The organism is Chitinophaga sp. (assembly GCF_035538455.1).
In the GTDB taxonomy this organism is placed as follows: domain Bacteria; phylum Bacteroidota; class Bacteroidia; order Chitinophagales; family Chitinophagaceae; genus Chitinophaga.
In genome coordinates this window covers 18056-33800 of the sequence record NZ_DATLKJ010000260.1, presented here as the reverse complement: position 1 = coordinate 33800, position 15745 = coordinate 18056, and the positions used below count along the sequence as shown (strand labels likewise).

Sequence of the window (15745 nt, the reverse complement as noted above, 5' to 3'; positions counted from 1 at the left end):
ATATTTTTCAAAAAGAAAAATAAGCATATAACCACATAAAAAATATAAGGGAAACATGTTTATCAGCACAACAACAATCAGGGTACGCTATGGAGAAACAGACCAGATGGGCTATCTCTATTACGGCAACTATGCTCTTTATTACGAAGTAGGGAGAGCGGAAGCTATCAGGGAACTCGGATTCACCTATAAAGAACTGGAAGAACAGGGTGTAATGATGCCGGTAGCCGAACTCAATGTAAAGTACTACCGCCCGGCTTATTACGATAACCTGATAACGGTAAAGACTATACTGAAAGAAATGCCTAAATCTTCCAGAATTCAATTCCATTCAGAACTTTATAACGAAAAAGGAGAACTGCTCAACGTAGGTGTTACCACGCTGGTGTTTATTGGCGTAGACACCCGTCAAAAGGCAGGTCTGCCGGATGCGCTGAAGGAGAGACTTGAACCGTTTTTTGTTTAGGAATTAATTTATGTAGTTATTTGTAAAAAGAGACCTTTTTCGGAAGAAAATGAACAAATAACCATATAAGAAAATAAAAATTATCTACCGTGGCTAAGGTAACAACCAGTATTATCACCATCGGTGATGAACTGCTGATAGGACAGACAATAGATACAAATTCAGCCTGGATGGCCCAGCAGCTGAATGCTATGGGCATATGGGTACATCGTCGTGTAGCCATTGGAGATAGAAAGGAAGATATCCTGGAAACAATGGCCAAAGAAGCCGCCGTTTCTGACATCGTGCTGATAACCGGAGGTCTTGGGCCGACGGCTGATGATATCACCAAACCCACCCTGTGCGAATATTTCCAGACAAAACTGGTGCAGCATGAACCTACCCTGCAATGGGTGCTGCATATTTTTGAAAGTCGCGGCCTGCCGCTGCTCCAGCGTAATATAGACCAGGCAATGGTGCCGGAAGCATGCACCGTTATCAGAAATGAACGCGGCACCGCACCAGGTATGTGGTTTGAAAAAGATGGAAAGATATACGTTTCCATGCCAGGTGTACCGCATGAAATGAAAGGTATCATGGAAAGTTATGTGCTGCCGCAACTGGCCGCACATTTTAATACGCCGGCGGTATTGCACCACACCCTGATCACCTCCGGAATGGGAGAGTCTTTCGTCGCAGAAAGGCTCACTGCTTTTGAAGCCGGGCTGCCACCGCATATCAGGCTGGCATACCTGCCCAGCTATAGCCTGCTCAAGCTGCGCCTCACAGCATTCGGCGCCGATAAGGTAACTACCGCCGCAGAGCTGACCATCTACTTCAACGAGATGAAGCTGCTGCTGGAAGATATCACAGTCGCCGACCAGGATATCGCCATTGGTGAAGTACTCGGACGTATTTTACTGGAGAAAGGCAAAACAGTAGGTACCGCTGAAAGCTGTACCGGTGGCCAGATTGCAGCCTGGATCACCGCCGTTCCCGGCAGCTCCGCCTATTATAAAGGCAGCACCATTACCTACTCTAATGAGATGAAAATGAAGCTGCTGGGGGTAAAGCAGGAAACACTGCAAACATACGGCGCTGTAAGCGAGGAAACCGTGAAGGAAATGCTCGCAGGCGCTCTGAATACACTCGAAGTGGATTACGCCATCGCAGTATCCGGTATCATGGGGCCTGACGGTGGTACCAATGAGAAACCGGTAGGCACCGTATGGATGGCCGTAGGCAGCCGTGATGCAATGGTGACAGTAAAACATCACCTGCGTTACGACCGTGAAAGAAATATCCAGATGACAGCCGTTTACGCCATGAATGAACTGCGCAAACTGATACTGCAATAAAGGAATGGGGCGATGTTCAATTGATACAATTCCCTTATTTTTGCGAGGCACTAAAGCTAAATCAATCTTATGGCCATTGTAGAACTGGTAATGCCCAAAATGGGGGAAAGTATTATGGAAGCCACCATTTTGCGCTGGCACAAAAAGGCGGGTGATCACGTAAAAGTGGATGAAACCGTCCTGGAAATTGCTACTGACAAAGTGGACAGTGAAGTACCATCTATTGCAGAAGGAGAGATAACCGAGATCCTTTTCGCTGAAAATGATGTAGTGCCTGTAGGTACTATAATTGCCCGTATCAATACCAGCGCTGAAGCAGCAGCAGCTGCACCTTCACCTGCAACAGCCCCCGTTGCAGCAGAACCTAAATTCACAGCAGCAGCACCGGTTACCGCTACCGCACAACCAGCAGCAGCGCCTGCGGCATCAGGTGGCGCCAGGTTCTACTCCCCACTGGTTCTCACCATCGCACAACAGGAAGGCGTGAGCTTTGCCGAGCTGGAAAAGATCCCAGGCTCCGGCAGCGAAGGCCGCGTTTCCAAAAAAGATATCCTGCAATACATAGCAGACCGCAAAGAAGGCAAAGTGATCGCTGACGTTACGCCAGCGCCGGTCGCTGCACCAGCCGCTTCCGCTGCCCGTCCGCAGCAGGTTACCACCACAGTTGCGTCTCCCGCATACAACGGCAACGTGGAAATTATAGAAATGGACCGCATGCGCAAACTGATTGCCAACCACATGGTGATGAGTAAGCAGACCAGCCCGCATGTTACCAGCTTCGCAGAAGCCGATGTAACCAATATGGTGAAATGGCGCGACCGCGTGAAAGGTGAATTTGAAAAGAGAGAAGGAGAGAAGCTTACCTTCACCCCCCTCTTTATTGAGGCGGTAGTAAGATGTATCAAGCGCTTTCCATTGGTGAACTGCTCTCTTGACGGAGACAAAATCATCATCAAGAAAGATATTAATATTGGTATGGCCACTGCACTGCCAAGCGGAAACCTCATCGTACCGGTGATCAGGAATGCAGATGTGCTCAACCTCGTTGGCCTCAGCAAGCAGGTAAACTCACTTGCTAATGCAGCCCGCCAGAATAAACTGAAACCAGAAGATACCCAGAGCGGTACTTTCACCTTAACGAATGTAGGAACATTCGGAAGCCTGATGGGCACACCTATCATTAATCAGCCGCAGGTAGCCATCCTGGCAGTAGGCGCTATCAAAAAACGCCCGGTAGTCATAGAAACAGAAGATGGCGATGCTATCGCTATCAGGCACATGATGTACCTGTCCCTGTCTTACGATCACCGCATTGTAGACGGTTCCCTGGGTGCCACCTTCCTCAGCGCCGTTGCACAGGAACTGGAAAACTTCGATCCTAAAAGAACATATTAATATATAGGAATTTAATGATTTAGAGATTTTGAAATTTATTAAATGCTGCGAATGTCAACATTGATCATAACATGGCTTTCGCGGCATTTAATAAATCCCGGAAATCGCTGAATTCCAAAATCACTAAATAAAAAGGCGCTCATATGAGCGCCTTTTTAAATTCCTTTGGTCCCGAATAAAGGGATTAACAAGGGATTAATAACGACGGTCGCGGGAACCATATCCTCCACCGCCACGGTTATTACCACCTCCTTTAAAATTATTATTCGGTTGTTTAGGTCTTGCTTCGTTTACCATCAATTGTTTGCCTTCGACTTCGCTGCCGTTCAAACTATCCATAGCCTTTGATCCTTCTTCCTGATTAGGCATTTCCACGAAACCAAAACCGCGTGAACGTCCTGTTTCATGGTCTTTGATAACCTTAGCGGAGGTAACCTCTCCAAATTCGCTGAAAATCTGATGCAGATCCTCATCGGTCAACCTATAATGCAGGTTGGCTACGTAAATGTTCATGATAACTGAAATTAAAAAAATGAAAAATAATGTACTGAAGTTATGAAAATAACGTCAATAAAAAAGAAACCACTTAAAAATATTTATTTCAATCTGCATCAGAACTGTCAAACGCATTGCGAAACCCTTTACTGTAAAGGATTGTGGTATTCCGGTGCATTATTTGGTTAGTTGTTGTAACGATGAAAAACGAGCTATTTTTGCACTTTTTTTCGTAAATTAAAGATGTAATCCATTAAATTTAATTATCATGGGAGCGTTAAGTGAAACATGGTTTGCAGATGGTTATATCGACTTCGAGCTGAAAAAATATACTTTGTTGTCCTATCTGCAGGAAATACACCGCCACTTTAATCAGAACAAACTTTATCCCCAGCTTGCGGATATTATCTTCCACTACAACAACCTGGTGGCATTCCGCGAAAACAAACAGTTCCTTCAGCAACACTTTCCCAAACGCCTGACAGCAGTAAACATGGAAAAACTACAGTTGCTCTATGAACAGCTGGTAGCCGACGATGAACTGATGGAAGAACTGGAATCCATTATTGCTTATGCACTGCAACAAATGAACAGTACCATCAAAGACGGCACCGAGATCTATGAGTTTGTGGAAGACAAACTGAACATCTCTCCTGTTGGACTAGTCCCGCTGGATACCGCAGAAGGGTATTTTTTGTTGTGTGACGGCCGATACAGTGATACACTCGTATACACCTACCGGCTTACTATTTTCGAGCGGCACGATGAAAAATTCAGAGGCATTCACACCGAATACCTGGAGGCCTACACCAAAAGCCTGGCAAATACTTGTGAAGGTATCAAAACCCAGCTGATACGCAAACATACCGGTCTCTTCAATCCAGCCGTGTATCGTGTGGAAACATCATTGGTACTGCCGGTAGATGAAACACTACTGCCGATCGCCAAGAGGAGCCTGGTGAAATACATCGCGCTGAATGCGGCCTGATCAGTTGAGTTGCGGAGCATTACCGCCGCCGTCAAAGCTCACCTCCAGCGTATGATCTTTCAGGAATGGTACATAATACTGCGCCAGGATCTTCCTTATTTTTTCTTTACACTGCTCCGTATAGACCGTATTGCCTTCAAGCTGTCCGCGTGATGTCTGGTAGAGTTTTTTCTGTACTTCCGTATAGGTTTCATCATCCTGGAAAAGGAACAGGCCTTTGCGGTTGGCTGTTTCCATTTTGTCCATCTTCAGTTCATAGCTCAGCAGGTGCGGAGCAGGAAGGCGCACTATGATCTTTTTATCGGTTACCGTTACTTTAAAGTGAGCACTGTCTATATCCACGCCATATTTTGCCTGGTACGGCACATTCACCCACACCGTATTTTCGAAGAACGTTTTTTTCAGATTATCTGTCCATCCGCCGCTATCTTCAATGTTACTGCGTTTGATACTGGCAGTGCCCTGTACATCAAGGCTCGACAACTCAGCTATTTCCCTCACAATAATACTGTTGGAAATGACCTGCTGGCTTACATTGGTACTGCCGAAACGTTTGCCCAGCCAGAAAAGGAGCAGACCGATCAAAACCAGGACAACCGTATAAATTATTTTCTTCATTACGAATAAAGTATTTAGGAAACGGAATCGCGGCGTAAGATAGCAAAAAGGCAACAGGTATGAAACGTATATACGTTGACGTTATTATCTGGACATCGATTCAATCAGCGTTGCGTGCTGTGGATAAGCCGCCTGCAGGGACGCTCTTTCCGCCAGCTCAAAGTCAGCGAAGTCGAAGCCGGGCGCTACTGTGCAGCCTACCAGGGCAAAAGTGCCAGGTGCTTCCACACGGGATGCAAACCAGTTACCAGCCGTGATGATTACCTGAAGGGTTTCTCCATTTTCAATATCACGCCCCAGCTTGTGCGTCTGTAAATCGCCTCCCGGCGCAATCTCATAAATGGTGAGCGTCTGGCCATCATAGAAGTGCCAGATTTCATCCGCTGCAATCCGGTGGAATGCAGAGAACTCACCTTCTTCCAGCAGAAAGTATATACAGGTAGAGGCATTGCGGCTGCCTATCATGCCCGCAGGCAATGTGCTCATATCCAACACCCACTCTGAGCGATAGGTCTCCCTGAAGGCCCCCCCTTCTACATGGGATTGCAATTGTAGTTTTTCGCGCCACCAGGCGGCAGATTGTTGCATCATATTGACCGGTTATAAGGTGAGGTATTAATGTGGCAGATGCTCACAAATAGATTTCAGGGTTGTGTCGCTGCATAAATTTCTCCGGATTGGGAATATCTGTAAATCCAAACTGGCGATATAGCTCATGGGCATCCGAGGTCACCAGCAGCCACCTTCTCAGGCTTTGCAGCTCAGGGTAGGCAGTGATAGTCCGCATCAGAAATTTCGACAACCCCTTGCCACGATATTCATTTACTACAAATACATCAGCGAGATAAGCAAAGGAGGCATAGTCCGTGATCAGTCTTGCAAATCCTATCATTTTATCGTCGTGGTAGAGTCCAAAGCACAAAGAGCCTGCAATGGTCTTCTCCACGATGCTGCGCGGAATCTTCTGGGCCCAGTACGATTCATTCGCTAAAAAATTGTGGATCACCGCTATGTCCAGTCTTGTTTTGTCTGTTGAAACAACATAGTCTCCTTCTTTTGATTCAAATGGTTTCATAGCAACATTTATTATCTCTAAATATAAAAAGGAATTAGCTTCCGGCAGTTGTTTCCTTAAAAAAATCATCGGAAACATTACCAGAAGCTAATTCCTTCGTTAATAGCTAAATTTCTTTCTACCCCACTCAACTTGCTACAGCCGCTACAGGCATATAAGCAATGGTAGCAGCAGCAGACGGCGCCACCCCGTTGAATGTCAGGTAATCATCTATAAACATGGCCTGGTTATAATAGGCCGTTGTATGAATATTCGCTTGCCATTGCGGCAGGTTCAGCTGCTGCATGGAATGCATGGCTGTTTTAAATCTCATCATGCGCGCATACAGTTGTGGAGGCAATCCTACAATAGCGGTAAACAAGCGCTCAAGCGTGGGCTTGGAAAGATTAAATACAGAAGATAATTCGTCTACACTTACATTCCCCTGGTTGCTCACAAGATAATCTGCCATCACGTCCACCTGTTTCAGCGGAGGGTTGTTGATGGCAAGCGCCTGTGTACAGGCGTTATTCAGCAATGCTGTAATGGCGGCAGGTTCACCGGCAGCACCAAGTTGTGCTGCAAGCTGCATCCATACCGGATTTTCATGAGTGGCCAGGCTACGGTAGTAGTTAGTGAAGGAGGCCATATCCAGTTTCAACAGCCTGTAACCGCCGTAGGCATTCAATTGTACGATCACGGCTTTCACCGGTCCTTTTACCTTCAGCTCACAGGCACAGGTAAAATGTCCCAGTACAGCGTTCTGCGGCAACGTGAAGCCTGCGTGATGCATCGGCTTTACACTGGCTTCGCCTTCCAGAATAAATACCATATACTGATCACCCAGGGCAAACAGGTTATGTGGCAGCTGAATAGCGCCATTGGTATTATCTTCCCAGAAATAGTACTGTTTCACATAAGGACGTAAGCCATCCGCGGGTTGGTAGATGTGGAGTTTCATAGGCATAAAATGTTGTGCTTTAAGGGATATCGCTATCACTGCAAAATCACACCATACGCTGAAGTGGCGATGTTGATGTAAATATATGTAATTAAATTTATATAAAAAAGACGATAATTATTTTGAGGTAGGCATCAAGTCCACCTTTCCTTCGTCTCTCCCTCACTTGTCCTTCGATACTCATAAGGGGTAAAGCCTACCAAAGCCCAGGCATCTCCCAGGCATCCCCCACCCAAAGCCCGGTTAAAAGCGCACTTTTGCCTTTTTACCCATGGGCTCGTCTGCAAGGATCCGTTTAAATCGTCCCCTATTCTTCCCTTTAGCAATCACAAAGAAAAAGGACTGACCCAAAAGGTCAGCCCCGCTTTTATACATCTTTTCAGTTTTCACTGATTACAAAAATCAAACAAATCATATGAATCAAAGTCCCCAGTTGATACCCTTCTCCGTTGCAGGTACGCCGTTATCCAACCATTGTGGAGCAGGAGCGCCTTTCAGAAAATGATCAAAGAACTGTTGTTCCCTGCGTTGAATATCCTTACGGTTCTGACGCTGCACCAGGTTATGCGCTTCGTTGTTGTAGTTCAGCAACCAAACGGGCTTACCTAAACGGCGTAAGCCAGTGAACATTTCAATACCCTGATACCAGGGCACTGCACCATCTGCATCGTTAGCCATAATGGCAACAGGCGTATTCACACGTGGAAGATGGAAGAGAGGAGAGTTCTCAATGTACAGCTCCGGTTTATCCCACAACGTAGCGCCAATGCGGCTCTGCGAATGCTCATACTGGAACTGCCTGTTCATTCCGCTTTCCCAGCGTATACCACCGTAGGCGCTGGTCATGTTGGCAACAGGAGCGCCAGCCCATGCTGCGCTGAACAGGTTGGTCTGTGTGATCAGATAAGCCACCTGGTAGCCGCCCCAGCTCTGTCCCTGAATACCCATATGTTTGCCATCACCCCATGGTTTTTTGGCAATGTCTTCTGCAGCACTCACAATATAATCGTATGCGCTCTTACCGGGATGACCGTTCTCATAAGTAATGTCCGGCGCAAACACGAGGTAGCCGCGACTTACAAAGAATGAGATGTTCAGCCTGGAAGGGGTAGGCGCCGGTGGCTGATAGCTGTATAATCCATCGGTCAGTTTCTCATAGAAGTAGAAGATCACCGGATATTTACGGGTACTATCGAAATCTTCAGGCTTGTACAGGATACCTTCTGCTGATTTGCCACTGAAAGTAGTCCACTTATACAGAGAGGCGGTACCCCAGTTATAATCTTTCTGCTGCGGGTTGGTGTTGCTGATCTTTGTTGCCTCGCTGATCTGCGCGCCGGTATACACATCCGGCGACAATACATAACTTGCTTTGGTGTATGTATAAGCCACTGCGTCTTTGGCTTTCAGCAAATCCTGGAATGACCACGGACCAAGTATCAGCTGGCGGGGAAGTACGCCTTTTGCTTTTTTACCTGCAAGCGTAAGAGCGTAAAAGCCATTGTATTTAGTGCTGTCCTGGAAGGCAGAGAGCACCACGTTCTGGCCGGGACGCAGGAATCTTTCTTCGGCATCCAGTCTCACATAACGGAAACGGATTTTATCTTTTCTGCCCTGTCCGCCTGTAATACAGGCCGGTGCTGTTTTCCCGGTGGGATCCAACTGCCAGATGTCGTAACGGTCATAGATATACGTAAACTTGTCGTCTTCCAGCCATCCTGCAAAACCATATGGCTCCGGCTGATCCGGATGATCGTCTTCTTCGTCGTATACCGGCGGAATTCCTTTGGTAAGACCTACTGTTGCGCCGGTGGCATTGTCATAAGCATACCATTGTTTCTCTTCCATATCATACCAGCTGATATATTTGCCGGCAGGAGAGATATAGAATTCGCCATCGAGCTTTTCCCTGATCTTTTTACGGGTACCATCGCTAAGATTCACGAGGTATGCGGTTTTCAGCGTACGTCCTGTCCATTGCAAAGCAATGCGCTCGTCTTTGTCGGTAACACCCAGCGCATATGCGCTATTGCCTTCTGCAGGTACTACAATGGTTTCAAGATCCTTGTCGCCCAGTTGTAATACTCTTTTTGATGCGGGATAATACACCGCCGTATAGCTTCTCTTCAGTTCCTTGTCCGCATTTTTCAGCTGCATGGGCTGCAGGTAGTCATCCTTATAATTCCAGATATCCACTTTCGCCACTTCAAAGTCCACGATGTTGGTATCCTTTACTGGAAGTATAGGAGAGGTACCAAAGAACAGACGCTGACCATCTTTGCTGAAGTAGATCTGGCTGTTGGAATTAATACTCCATTTGGAAGGAATACCACTGTTGTTTTTATCTACTACCTGGAATGCACTGTCCTGGCCTGGTTTGAAGTAAAACAACTGGTAAAACTGCTGTAATGCTTTAGCGCTATCGCGTGTACCGAAATAAGCGGCCTGTTCTCCTTTTTCATCAAAGGCAAACTGTTTGTAGTTGCCATAGCCACGGCTCAGCGTATCGGCTTTGCGTGCGGCTGTATGCCACAGCAGCATACCGGTACGGGATAAGGAGTCCTTCTTGTCTGATCCGATCTCTGCCAACAGCTTGTTTCCTGGTTTGCTGAATGCGTATTCACTTACATTTTTAATGGTATCCTGTATGCCGTTGGTCAATTGTCTGATCACCAGTATGCCACTTTCAGATTCGGAAGATGCATTTTTATCGTCGTCTTCCCGGTCTGTATCAGCAGCTTTGGCCGCTTTTTTATTTTTCACTTTCGCACTATCTGTAGTTGGCTTATCTATCAGATAAGCCAGCAAGCCGCTGCCCTTTGCTGGTGTCTTAAACGATTTTACAGCAGGAAACTTCAATACATGCTGCTGCCCCAATGTTACGATACCCATAGAGTCCTTGGGCATTTCAGCGGGCTTCTTCTTTTTGATCTTCGCTTCCCGTGTGTCTTTGAAAAATGGCTTGATGCTGAACACAACATAACGGGAATCCTGAGTGATTACCGGCGCATAGCCGCGCGGTACGGTAACATACTGTGATGTCTTACGGTCGTAGATCACGAGGCTGGCATCGCCTTCCTGTGGTGTGACAGTATACACCACCCATTGACCATCGTTGCTGATCAGCTTTGTGCCGATACTCTGCCAGTTGTCGTACACACTGTGATCCAGCGGCTTTTTAGCTGGCTGTTGTGCATAGGCAAAAGAGGCAGCCCCCATCAGCGTGAGGGCCAGTAGTTGCTTTCTCATACTATGATTTAACGATTTCATTGTTAACCCTGATCTGCGAAGATAGAAGGGATGATCGATATTATCCAGAAAAGGCGTGCCATCCCAATTTTTTTTTTGATGAATGGTAAAGCTCCTGAAAGCCGGTATAGAAAAGAAAAACCGTTTAAGGAGAGCCTTAAACGGTTACTTTAAGATGGAATAGTGTTGCGGGATTGGATCAGTTAAAAAGTGTTACCAGCCGGGATTCTGCGACAGGTTTCCGTTTGGATATAGTGATATCTGGCCGCTTGGTATAGGCTGCAGATAGTTTTTCGGATCTATAAAAGTACGGTCAGTACCAGCGGGATAGGGTGTGATATAACCGTTGGCATCCCTTGTTACCGCGCCGTTGGCAGGTACTTTGGCGCCTTTGGTAATATCCGGGTTGATGCTGATGGTCATATAGCTGCCTTTACCCCAGCGCATCAGGTCCTGGAAGCGGAAGCCATCCATCATCAGCTCTATCCTTCTTTCCCTTCTGATCTCCCATATGAGGGAAGGCACTGTGGGATCTTTTTTAGGATCGGTATAGGAAACACCTTTGGCCGCCACCTGCTCGCCGCTCAGGTATTGCAGATCAGGCATACCAGCGCGTTTGCGCAGCTTGTTGACAGAGATGTCGAGATCCGTTTGTGAGAAGGAGTACTGGCCAAGGTTATTCAGCTCAGCGGCCGCTTCTGCGTAGTTCAGCAATACTTCCGCCAGCCAGAACAACGGTGCATCAGTATCATTGTAGGGCGCCAGTACATTGGCCACAGCTGGTTGCAGGAACTTGGCCGGACGATAGCCTGTACTGCTGCTCCTTCCACTTACAAGGTGGCCATTGTAGCAAAGCAGGGAGTCGATGGTTTTACTCATACGCGGATCCCTGTTGGCCAGTGTGTTTTTAATATCATCGTCACCTTTATACAGTGAGGAAAGACTGATGGGCAAGCCATCCTGACAGAGATAGGCGTCTATCGCTGATTTGTTGGGACCAGCCATCTGGGTACTGCTGGTGAGATAACCGATGAGGGAATGTGTCAGATAACCAGGCAGATATTTCTTATAAAGCAGTACTTCCTTGCTGCCACCAAGATCGAGCGAATTGTAGGTGGTCACATAATCGCTGTTGAGTGCATACGGACCTTCCATCATCTTGCTGGCTGCATCTTTTGCGGCTGCAAGGAATTTCGCTGCATCGGGTAATGGCTGTGGTTTGTCGTGGTATTTGCGCCAGGTACCTTCGTACAGGCATACGCGTGATTTCAGCGCCAGGGCGATGTAGCGGTTAATAGTATTTTCCTGATCCTTGAGGCGGATGTTTTCGCAGGCATAGTCCAGATCAGCCAGTACGCTGTCCATCACCTGGGTACGGGGATCACGTGATTTGTAGATATAGGCACTGTCGCTGATATCCATGGATCTCCCCAGCCAGGGAACATCTCCGTAATCTTTCACACGTGCAAAGTAAGTGAGTGCGCGGAAGAAGCGGGCAACGCCCTTCCAGTGATTCTTTGCTTCGTCAGGCATTGGTACCTGGTTAATCCTTTCCAGCATGATATTGGCTTTGCGCACATAGGAAAAGTCCCAGGTGCTGGCGCTGGCCGGCACGTTCTGCGTGAATCTTCCGAATGTCGGGCTGGCCTGATCGTCAGAGAAAGAAGTGAAGTAGAAATCACCGAAGCTGTTACCGTTGCCATATCCCGGGAAAAGCTCATAGAACCCCCAGGTATACAGGCGCACATTATCTTCCGAGCGCCAGAAGGTTTCATCTTCAAACTGATCGAGCAGTCGTTTATCAACATATTTTTTACAACCTGCGGCTGCAAGCAGTACAATTAATATAACGGGTAAGTATATACGCTTTTTCATGTGTCTGTAAGTTTAGAGGGTGGCCTGTATACCAAATGACCATGTTTTCTGAAAGGGCCAGGTTCTTCCGAAAATGTTTGCTTCGCCGGTGGTAATCTCCGGATCAAGAGGTACGCCCACATTGGAAATAGTGGCAATGTTCTGTGCACTTCCGTACACACGTAGCCGTTGGAGGTGGGCACGTTTTACCAGGTTGGCTGGTAAAGTATAACCCAGCGTGATGTTTTTCAGTCGGAGATAAGCCAGGTTCAGCAGGTATTTCGACTGTGGATAGAAGTTGTTGCCACCGGAGAGCAGGCCCGCGATCTTGCCATTGGCATTACCTGCATAAGGGCGCGGATAGTAAGCATTGGTATTGCTTTCTGTCCAGTAGTCCAACTGATGATCATAGAGGATGTCGCCACCACGGTAGAGGGGCAGTGTCACATCACCGAGCCCCCAGTAGTTTACTTTGCCTACACCCTGGAAGAGTACATCGATGTCGAAGTTCTTATAGGTGCTGCCAAGTCTTACGCTGTACTGATAGCGGGGCAGCGAGTTACCAAGCAGTTTGAGATCGCCGTGGTTATCACGTGTGAGCTTGCCGGCATCGATTACGCCGTTGCCGTCAATGTCTTTATATTTCACATCGCCAGGACCGAATTTGAAGTTGCCATCAGCCAGCTTGCTCTGGTCGGGCATTTTGGTCATATCGTCGTCCTTGGTGAAGAAGCGTTCTGTTTCAAAGCCCCAGATCTCGCCCAGTACCTTGCCTTTATAGTTCTGCGACAACAGCATGGAAGGGTTGTCCCATTTAGTGAACACGGTTTTGTTATCCCAGAAAGCAACAGTACCGTATAGTGTCCAGTCTTTGTTGAGGTTGTAATTGGCGTCGATACCTATTTCATAACCGCGGGTACGGAAAGCACCGTCATTGATACGGGGAGCCTCTGTTCCGAAAGTGGCCGGTACGGCTTTATTAGTGAGCATTTTGTCAGTCGTGCGCTCATACCAGTCTACGGTAACATTGATATGATTGTTGAACAGACTGATATCGGTACCGATGTCGAGGGTACGCACTCTTTCCCAGGTGAGTGACTGTGCCACAGCGCGGGGCGCGCTTACGGCGGTAGCATAGTTGTTGCCAACCATCCAGTTGAGAATGTTGCTGGTTGAGTTGGTGGTGTTCATGGCAGGGATGTACCATTTACCCCCCATATCCTGGTTGCCGAGTGTACCGTAGGACGCGCGGATCTTCATATCTGACAGCACTTTCTTCAGCGGGTCCATGAATTTCTCTTCTGTGATGCGATAACCTACTGATGCAGACGGAAAGAATGACCAACGGTCTGCGGCAGGGAAAGAAGAGGCACCATCATATCTGCCGTTTACTTCCAGCAGCCATTTGTTCTGGTAGCTATAGTTGATTCTTCCGAAGAAGCCTGCATAAGCATTGGTGAGGTGGTTACCACTTACGGACTGGTCGCCGCTGGCCAGTGCCAGCTCGGGCTTGGATGGATCCAGCGGAGTACGGCGGTATGCACCGTAGTTGAGGGTATCCACATCTTCCGCATTCACACCGGCGATTACTTTCAGCTGATGATCACGATTGAGTGTTTTGTTATAGGTCGCATACAGGTTGAAGGTATTCACCTTGTAGTTACCTGCCTGGTAGTTTACCACATCCTGCGAGGCGCTGGCGATGTTGGCAAAAGGCATACCTGACGCCCAGAAGTCCCAGGCCATTACTTTACCACCTATTTCATGACGGGTGAAGTTGTCGCGGCCTATGGTGTATTCTCCGCGAATATTCAGGTCCTTGGTGAGTTTCAGTGTAGCGCCGAGGTTTACGCGGCTATAGTTATCAATAATAGAGTTGGTGTTGGCATTGGCGAGGTAACCGGGAGTATGATGGAAATATTTGCCTTGGTAAGTGCCGTAAGGGAAGTATGCACCCCAGCGCCACATGTACTGGAAATAGTTCTGATAGGAGTAAGGGTAATCATACTCGAAGTTGCGGTACATCATACGGAGGTCCATGTCCAGCCAGCTGGTTACAGCGGCGTTGATACTACCGGTGATGTTATATTTTTTGATGTTATCCGGGTTCATTTTCATGACACCGCCGCTATTAGTGTAACCGCCGGACATATAGTAAGAGATCTTTTCACTGCCTCCCTGTATGCTGATATTGTGGATTTGTTGTGGTGTCCATTTCTTCAACATGATGTCCTTTACATCCCATACACGATAGAAGTAAGAGGGACCACCATTAGGGTCTATCTCGAAATCTTCGCCGGGTACCATCTCACTGCTCTTGCGGTTATTGGCGTATTTCTCTTTCCAGTTTTTAATACCATCCCGGAGTTTCAGGAGCTGCATACCGAACAGTTCAGGAGAGGCGTTGCCGGTACGTTTTACGCCTTCATAAAGACCCGTAAGCTCTTTTTCGGGATCGGCAAAGTCGGGTAGGGCAGTGGGGGTGCTCCAGGCGAAGTTGTTGGAGTATCTCACTCTTGTAGGCGTGTTGCGGGCGCCATTTTTGGTTTTGATCAATACCACGCCAAAGGCTGCACGGGCGCCGTAGATGGAAGTAGAGGCAGCATCTTTCAGTACAGAGATACTTTCAATATCATCTGGGTTGATAAGGGTGAGGTCTGGTGTTTCGACGTTGTCTACCAGTATCAGCGGGCGTCCGGAGCCGTTTATGGAGCCGGCGCCACGGATGTTAATGGATGGGGATTGTGTGAGACCACCATTGGAGAAGGTGATATTAAGACCTGGTACGATACCCTGCAATGCTTTAGAGGGATCTGTGATAGGCCGGCTCTGCATGGTTTTGGCCACATCTACGGTCGTTACAGCGCCGGTGAGGTTGGCTTTCTTCTGTGTGCCGTAACCAACTACCACCAGCTGTTCGAGAGATCTTTCATCAGACTCAAGGAGTATGCGCAGCTCTTTTCCAGTTACGGGAACATCCTGTTGTTTATAACCGATAAAGCTGATATGGAGCGCACTGGCATTTGCAGGAACCTGCATGGAAAACCGGCCTTGTGCATCGGTAACTGTTCCCTTCTTGTTGAAGGTGACTGTTGCACCGATGATTGGCTGTTGCGTGCTTTTATCCAGCACGGTACCAGCGACATTATTCTGGGCCCAAGAGCTGGCATAAAACAGCAATAAAATGAAAGTAAAGAGTAGTTTTTCTTTCATGTCGGAAAGTTTAGAAAAATGGTTGTAAAGGAATGTTTAGTTTTAATGTGTTGACTTACAGTAGATTTGGTTGATGAGCATCCGAACTTGTCCGCTTTTCTACAGGTATATTTTG

Annotated in this window: 12 protein-coding genes; 4 read left to right on the top strand and 8 right to left on the bottom strand. The window is 47.5% G+C overall.

Annotated elements, in window-relative coordinates; translation table 11 throughout:
* The first annotated feature begins 55 nt into the window (after nucleotides 1–55).
* The 3 genes from VM802_RS29950 (at nucleotide 56) to VM802_RS29940 (ending at nucleotide 3198) form a co-directional block, all read left to right on the top strand.
* Nucleotides 56–466 (top strand): acyl-CoA thioesterase, encoded by a 411-nt coding sequence (locus VM802_RS29950; RefSeq protein ID WP_325537784.1) that lies wholly within the window; start codon nucleotides 56–58, stop codon nucleotides 464–466.
* An 89-nt stretch (nucleotides 467–555) separates the two neighbouring features.
* The gene (locus VM802_RS29945; RefSeq protein WP_325537782.1) at nucleotides 556–1803 is read left to right on the top strand and encodes a CinA family nicotinamide mononucleotide deamidase-related protein; all 1248 of its coding nucleotides are present in this window, start codon (nucleotides 556–558) and stop codon (nucleotides 1801–1803) included.
* 69 nt (nucleotides 1804–1872) lie between these two features.
* Nucleotides 1873–3198 carry a dihydrolipoamide acetyltransferase family protein gene (locus VM802_RS29940; RefSeq protein WP_325537780.1) on the top strand — a complete coding sequence of 442 codons (1326 nt, stop codon included), beginning with the start codon at nucleotides 1873–1875 and terminating at the stop codon, nucleotides 3196–3198.
* Nucleotides 3199–3393: 195 nt separating this feature from the next.
* On the opposite strand, the gene rbp is transcribed toward VM802_RS29940, so the two are convergent.
* Nucleotides 3394–3711 (bottom strand): RNA-binding regulator, encoded by a 318-nt coding sequence (gene rbp, locus VM802_RS29935; protein WP_325537778.1) that lies wholly within the window; start codon nucleotides 3709–3711, stop codon nucleotides 3394–3396.
* Between the two features lie 250 nt (nucleotides 3712–3961).
* Here rbp and VM802_RS29930 point away from each other — a divergent pair, with 250 nt between their 5' ends.
* On the top strand, nucleotides 3962–4681 hold the full coding sequence (locus VM802_RS29930; protein WP_325537776.1) for a hypothetical protein: 720 nt from the start codon (nucleotides 3962–3964) through the stop codon (nucleotides 4679–4681).
* On the opposite strand, the gene VM802_RS29925 is transcribed toward VM802_RS29930, so the two are convergent.
* The 7 genes from VM802_RS29925 to VM802_RS29895 all read right to left on the bottom strand — a co-directional run bounded on the left by VM802_RS29925 (nucleotide 4682) and on the right by VM802_RS29895 (nucleotide 15630).
* Nucleotides 4682–5299 carry a DUF4230 domain-containing protein gene (locus VM802_RS29925; RefSeq protein WP_325537774.1) on the bottom strand — a complete coding sequence of 206 codons (618 nt, stop codon included), beginning with the start codon at nucleotides 5297–5299 and terminating at the stop codon, nucleotides 4682–4684.
* Nucleotides 5300–5383: 84 nt separating this feature from the next.
* Nucleotides 5384–5890 carry a cupin domain-containing protein gene (locus VM802_RS29920; protein WP_325537772.1) on the bottom strand — a complete coding sequence of 169 codons (507 nt, stop codon included), beginning with the start codon at nucleotides 5888–5890 and terminating at the stop codon, nucleotides 5384–5386.
* A gap of 40 nt (nucleotides 5891–5930) precedes the next feature.
* Nucleotides 5931–6374, bottom strand: a complete 444-nt coding sequence (locus VM802_RS29915) for a GNAT family N-acetyltransferase (RefSeq protein WP_325537770.1) — start codon at nucleotides 6372–6374, stop codon at nucleotides 5931–5933.
* 127 nt (nucleotides 6375–6501) lie between these two features.
* Entirely contained in the window at nucleotides 6502–7314 is an 813-nt protein-coding gene (locus VM802_RS29910; RefSeq protein ID WP_325537768.1) for a DUF6597 domain-containing transcriptional factor, read from the bottom strand.
* A 420-nt stretch (nucleotides 7315–7734) separates the two neighbouring features.
* On the bottom strand, nucleotides 7735–10563 hold the full coding sequence (locus VM802_RS29905) for a S9 family peptidase (RefSeq protein ID WP_325537766.1): 2829 nt from the start codon (nucleotides 10561–10563) through the stop codon (nucleotides 7735–7737).
* A 213-nt stretch (nucleotides 10564–10776) separates the two neighbouring features.
* Nucleotides 10777–12438 carry a RagB/SusD family nutrient uptake outer membrane protein gene (locus VM802_RS29900; RefSeq protein WP_325537764.1) on the bottom strand — a complete coding sequence of 554 codons (1662 nt, stop codon included), beginning with the start codon at nucleotides 12436–12438 and terminating at the stop codon, nucleotides 10777–10779.
* Between the two features lie 12 nt (nucleotides 12439–12450).
* Nucleotides 12451–15630 carry a SusC/RagA family TonB-linked outer membrane protein gene (locus VM802_RS29895; RefSeq protein ID WP_325537762.1) on the bottom strand — a complete coding sequence of 1060 codons (3180 nt, stop codon included), beginning with the start codon at nucleotides 15628–15630 and terminating at the stop codon, nucleotides 12451–12453.
* Nucleotides 15631–15745 lie beyond the last annotated feature (115 nt).

Coding starts and splice junctions, on each gene's coding strand:
- VM802_RS29895 (WP_325537762.1), bottom strand. CDS start 15,630: ATGAAAGAAAAACTACTCTTTACTTTCATTTTATTGCTGTTTTATGCC.
- VM802_RS29925 (WP_325537774.1), bottom strand. CDS start 5,299: ATGAAGAAAATAATTTATACGGTTGTCCTGGTTTTGATCGGTCTGCTC.
- VM802_RS29920 (WP_325537772.1), bottom strand. CDS start 5,890: ATGATGCAACAATCTGCCGCCTGGTGGCGCGAAAAACTACAATTGCAA.
- VM802_RS29940 (WP_325537780.1), top strand. CDS start 1,873: ATGGCCATTGTAGAACTGGTAATGCCCAAAATGGGGGAAAGTATTATG.
- VM802_RS29950 (WP_325537784.1), top strand. CDS start 56: ATGTTTATCAGCACAACAACAATCAGGGTACGCTATGGAGAAACAGAC.
- VM802_RS29930 (WP_325537776.1), top strand. CDS start 3,962: ATGGGAGCGTTAAGTGAAACATGGTTTGCAGATGGTTATATCGACTTC.
- VM802_RS29915 (WP_325537770.1), bottom strand. CDS start 6,374: ATGAAACCATTTGAATCAAAAGAAGGAGACTATGTTGTTTCAACAGAC.
- rbp (WP_325537778.1), bottom strand. CDS start 3,711: ATGAACATTTACGTAGCCAACCTGCATTATAGGTTGACCGATGAGGAT.
- VM802_RS29910 (WP_325537768.1), bottom strand. CDS start 7,314: ATGAAACTCCACATCTACCAACCCGCGGATGGCTTACGTCCTTATGTG.
- VM802_RS29905 (WP_325537766.1), bottom strand. CDS start 10,563: ATGAGAAAGCAACTACTGGCCCTCACGCTGATGGGGGCTGCCTCTTTT.
- VM802_RS29900 (WP_325537764.1), bottom strand. CDS start 12,438: ATGAAAAAGCGTATATACTTACCCGTTATATTAATTGTACTGCTTGCA.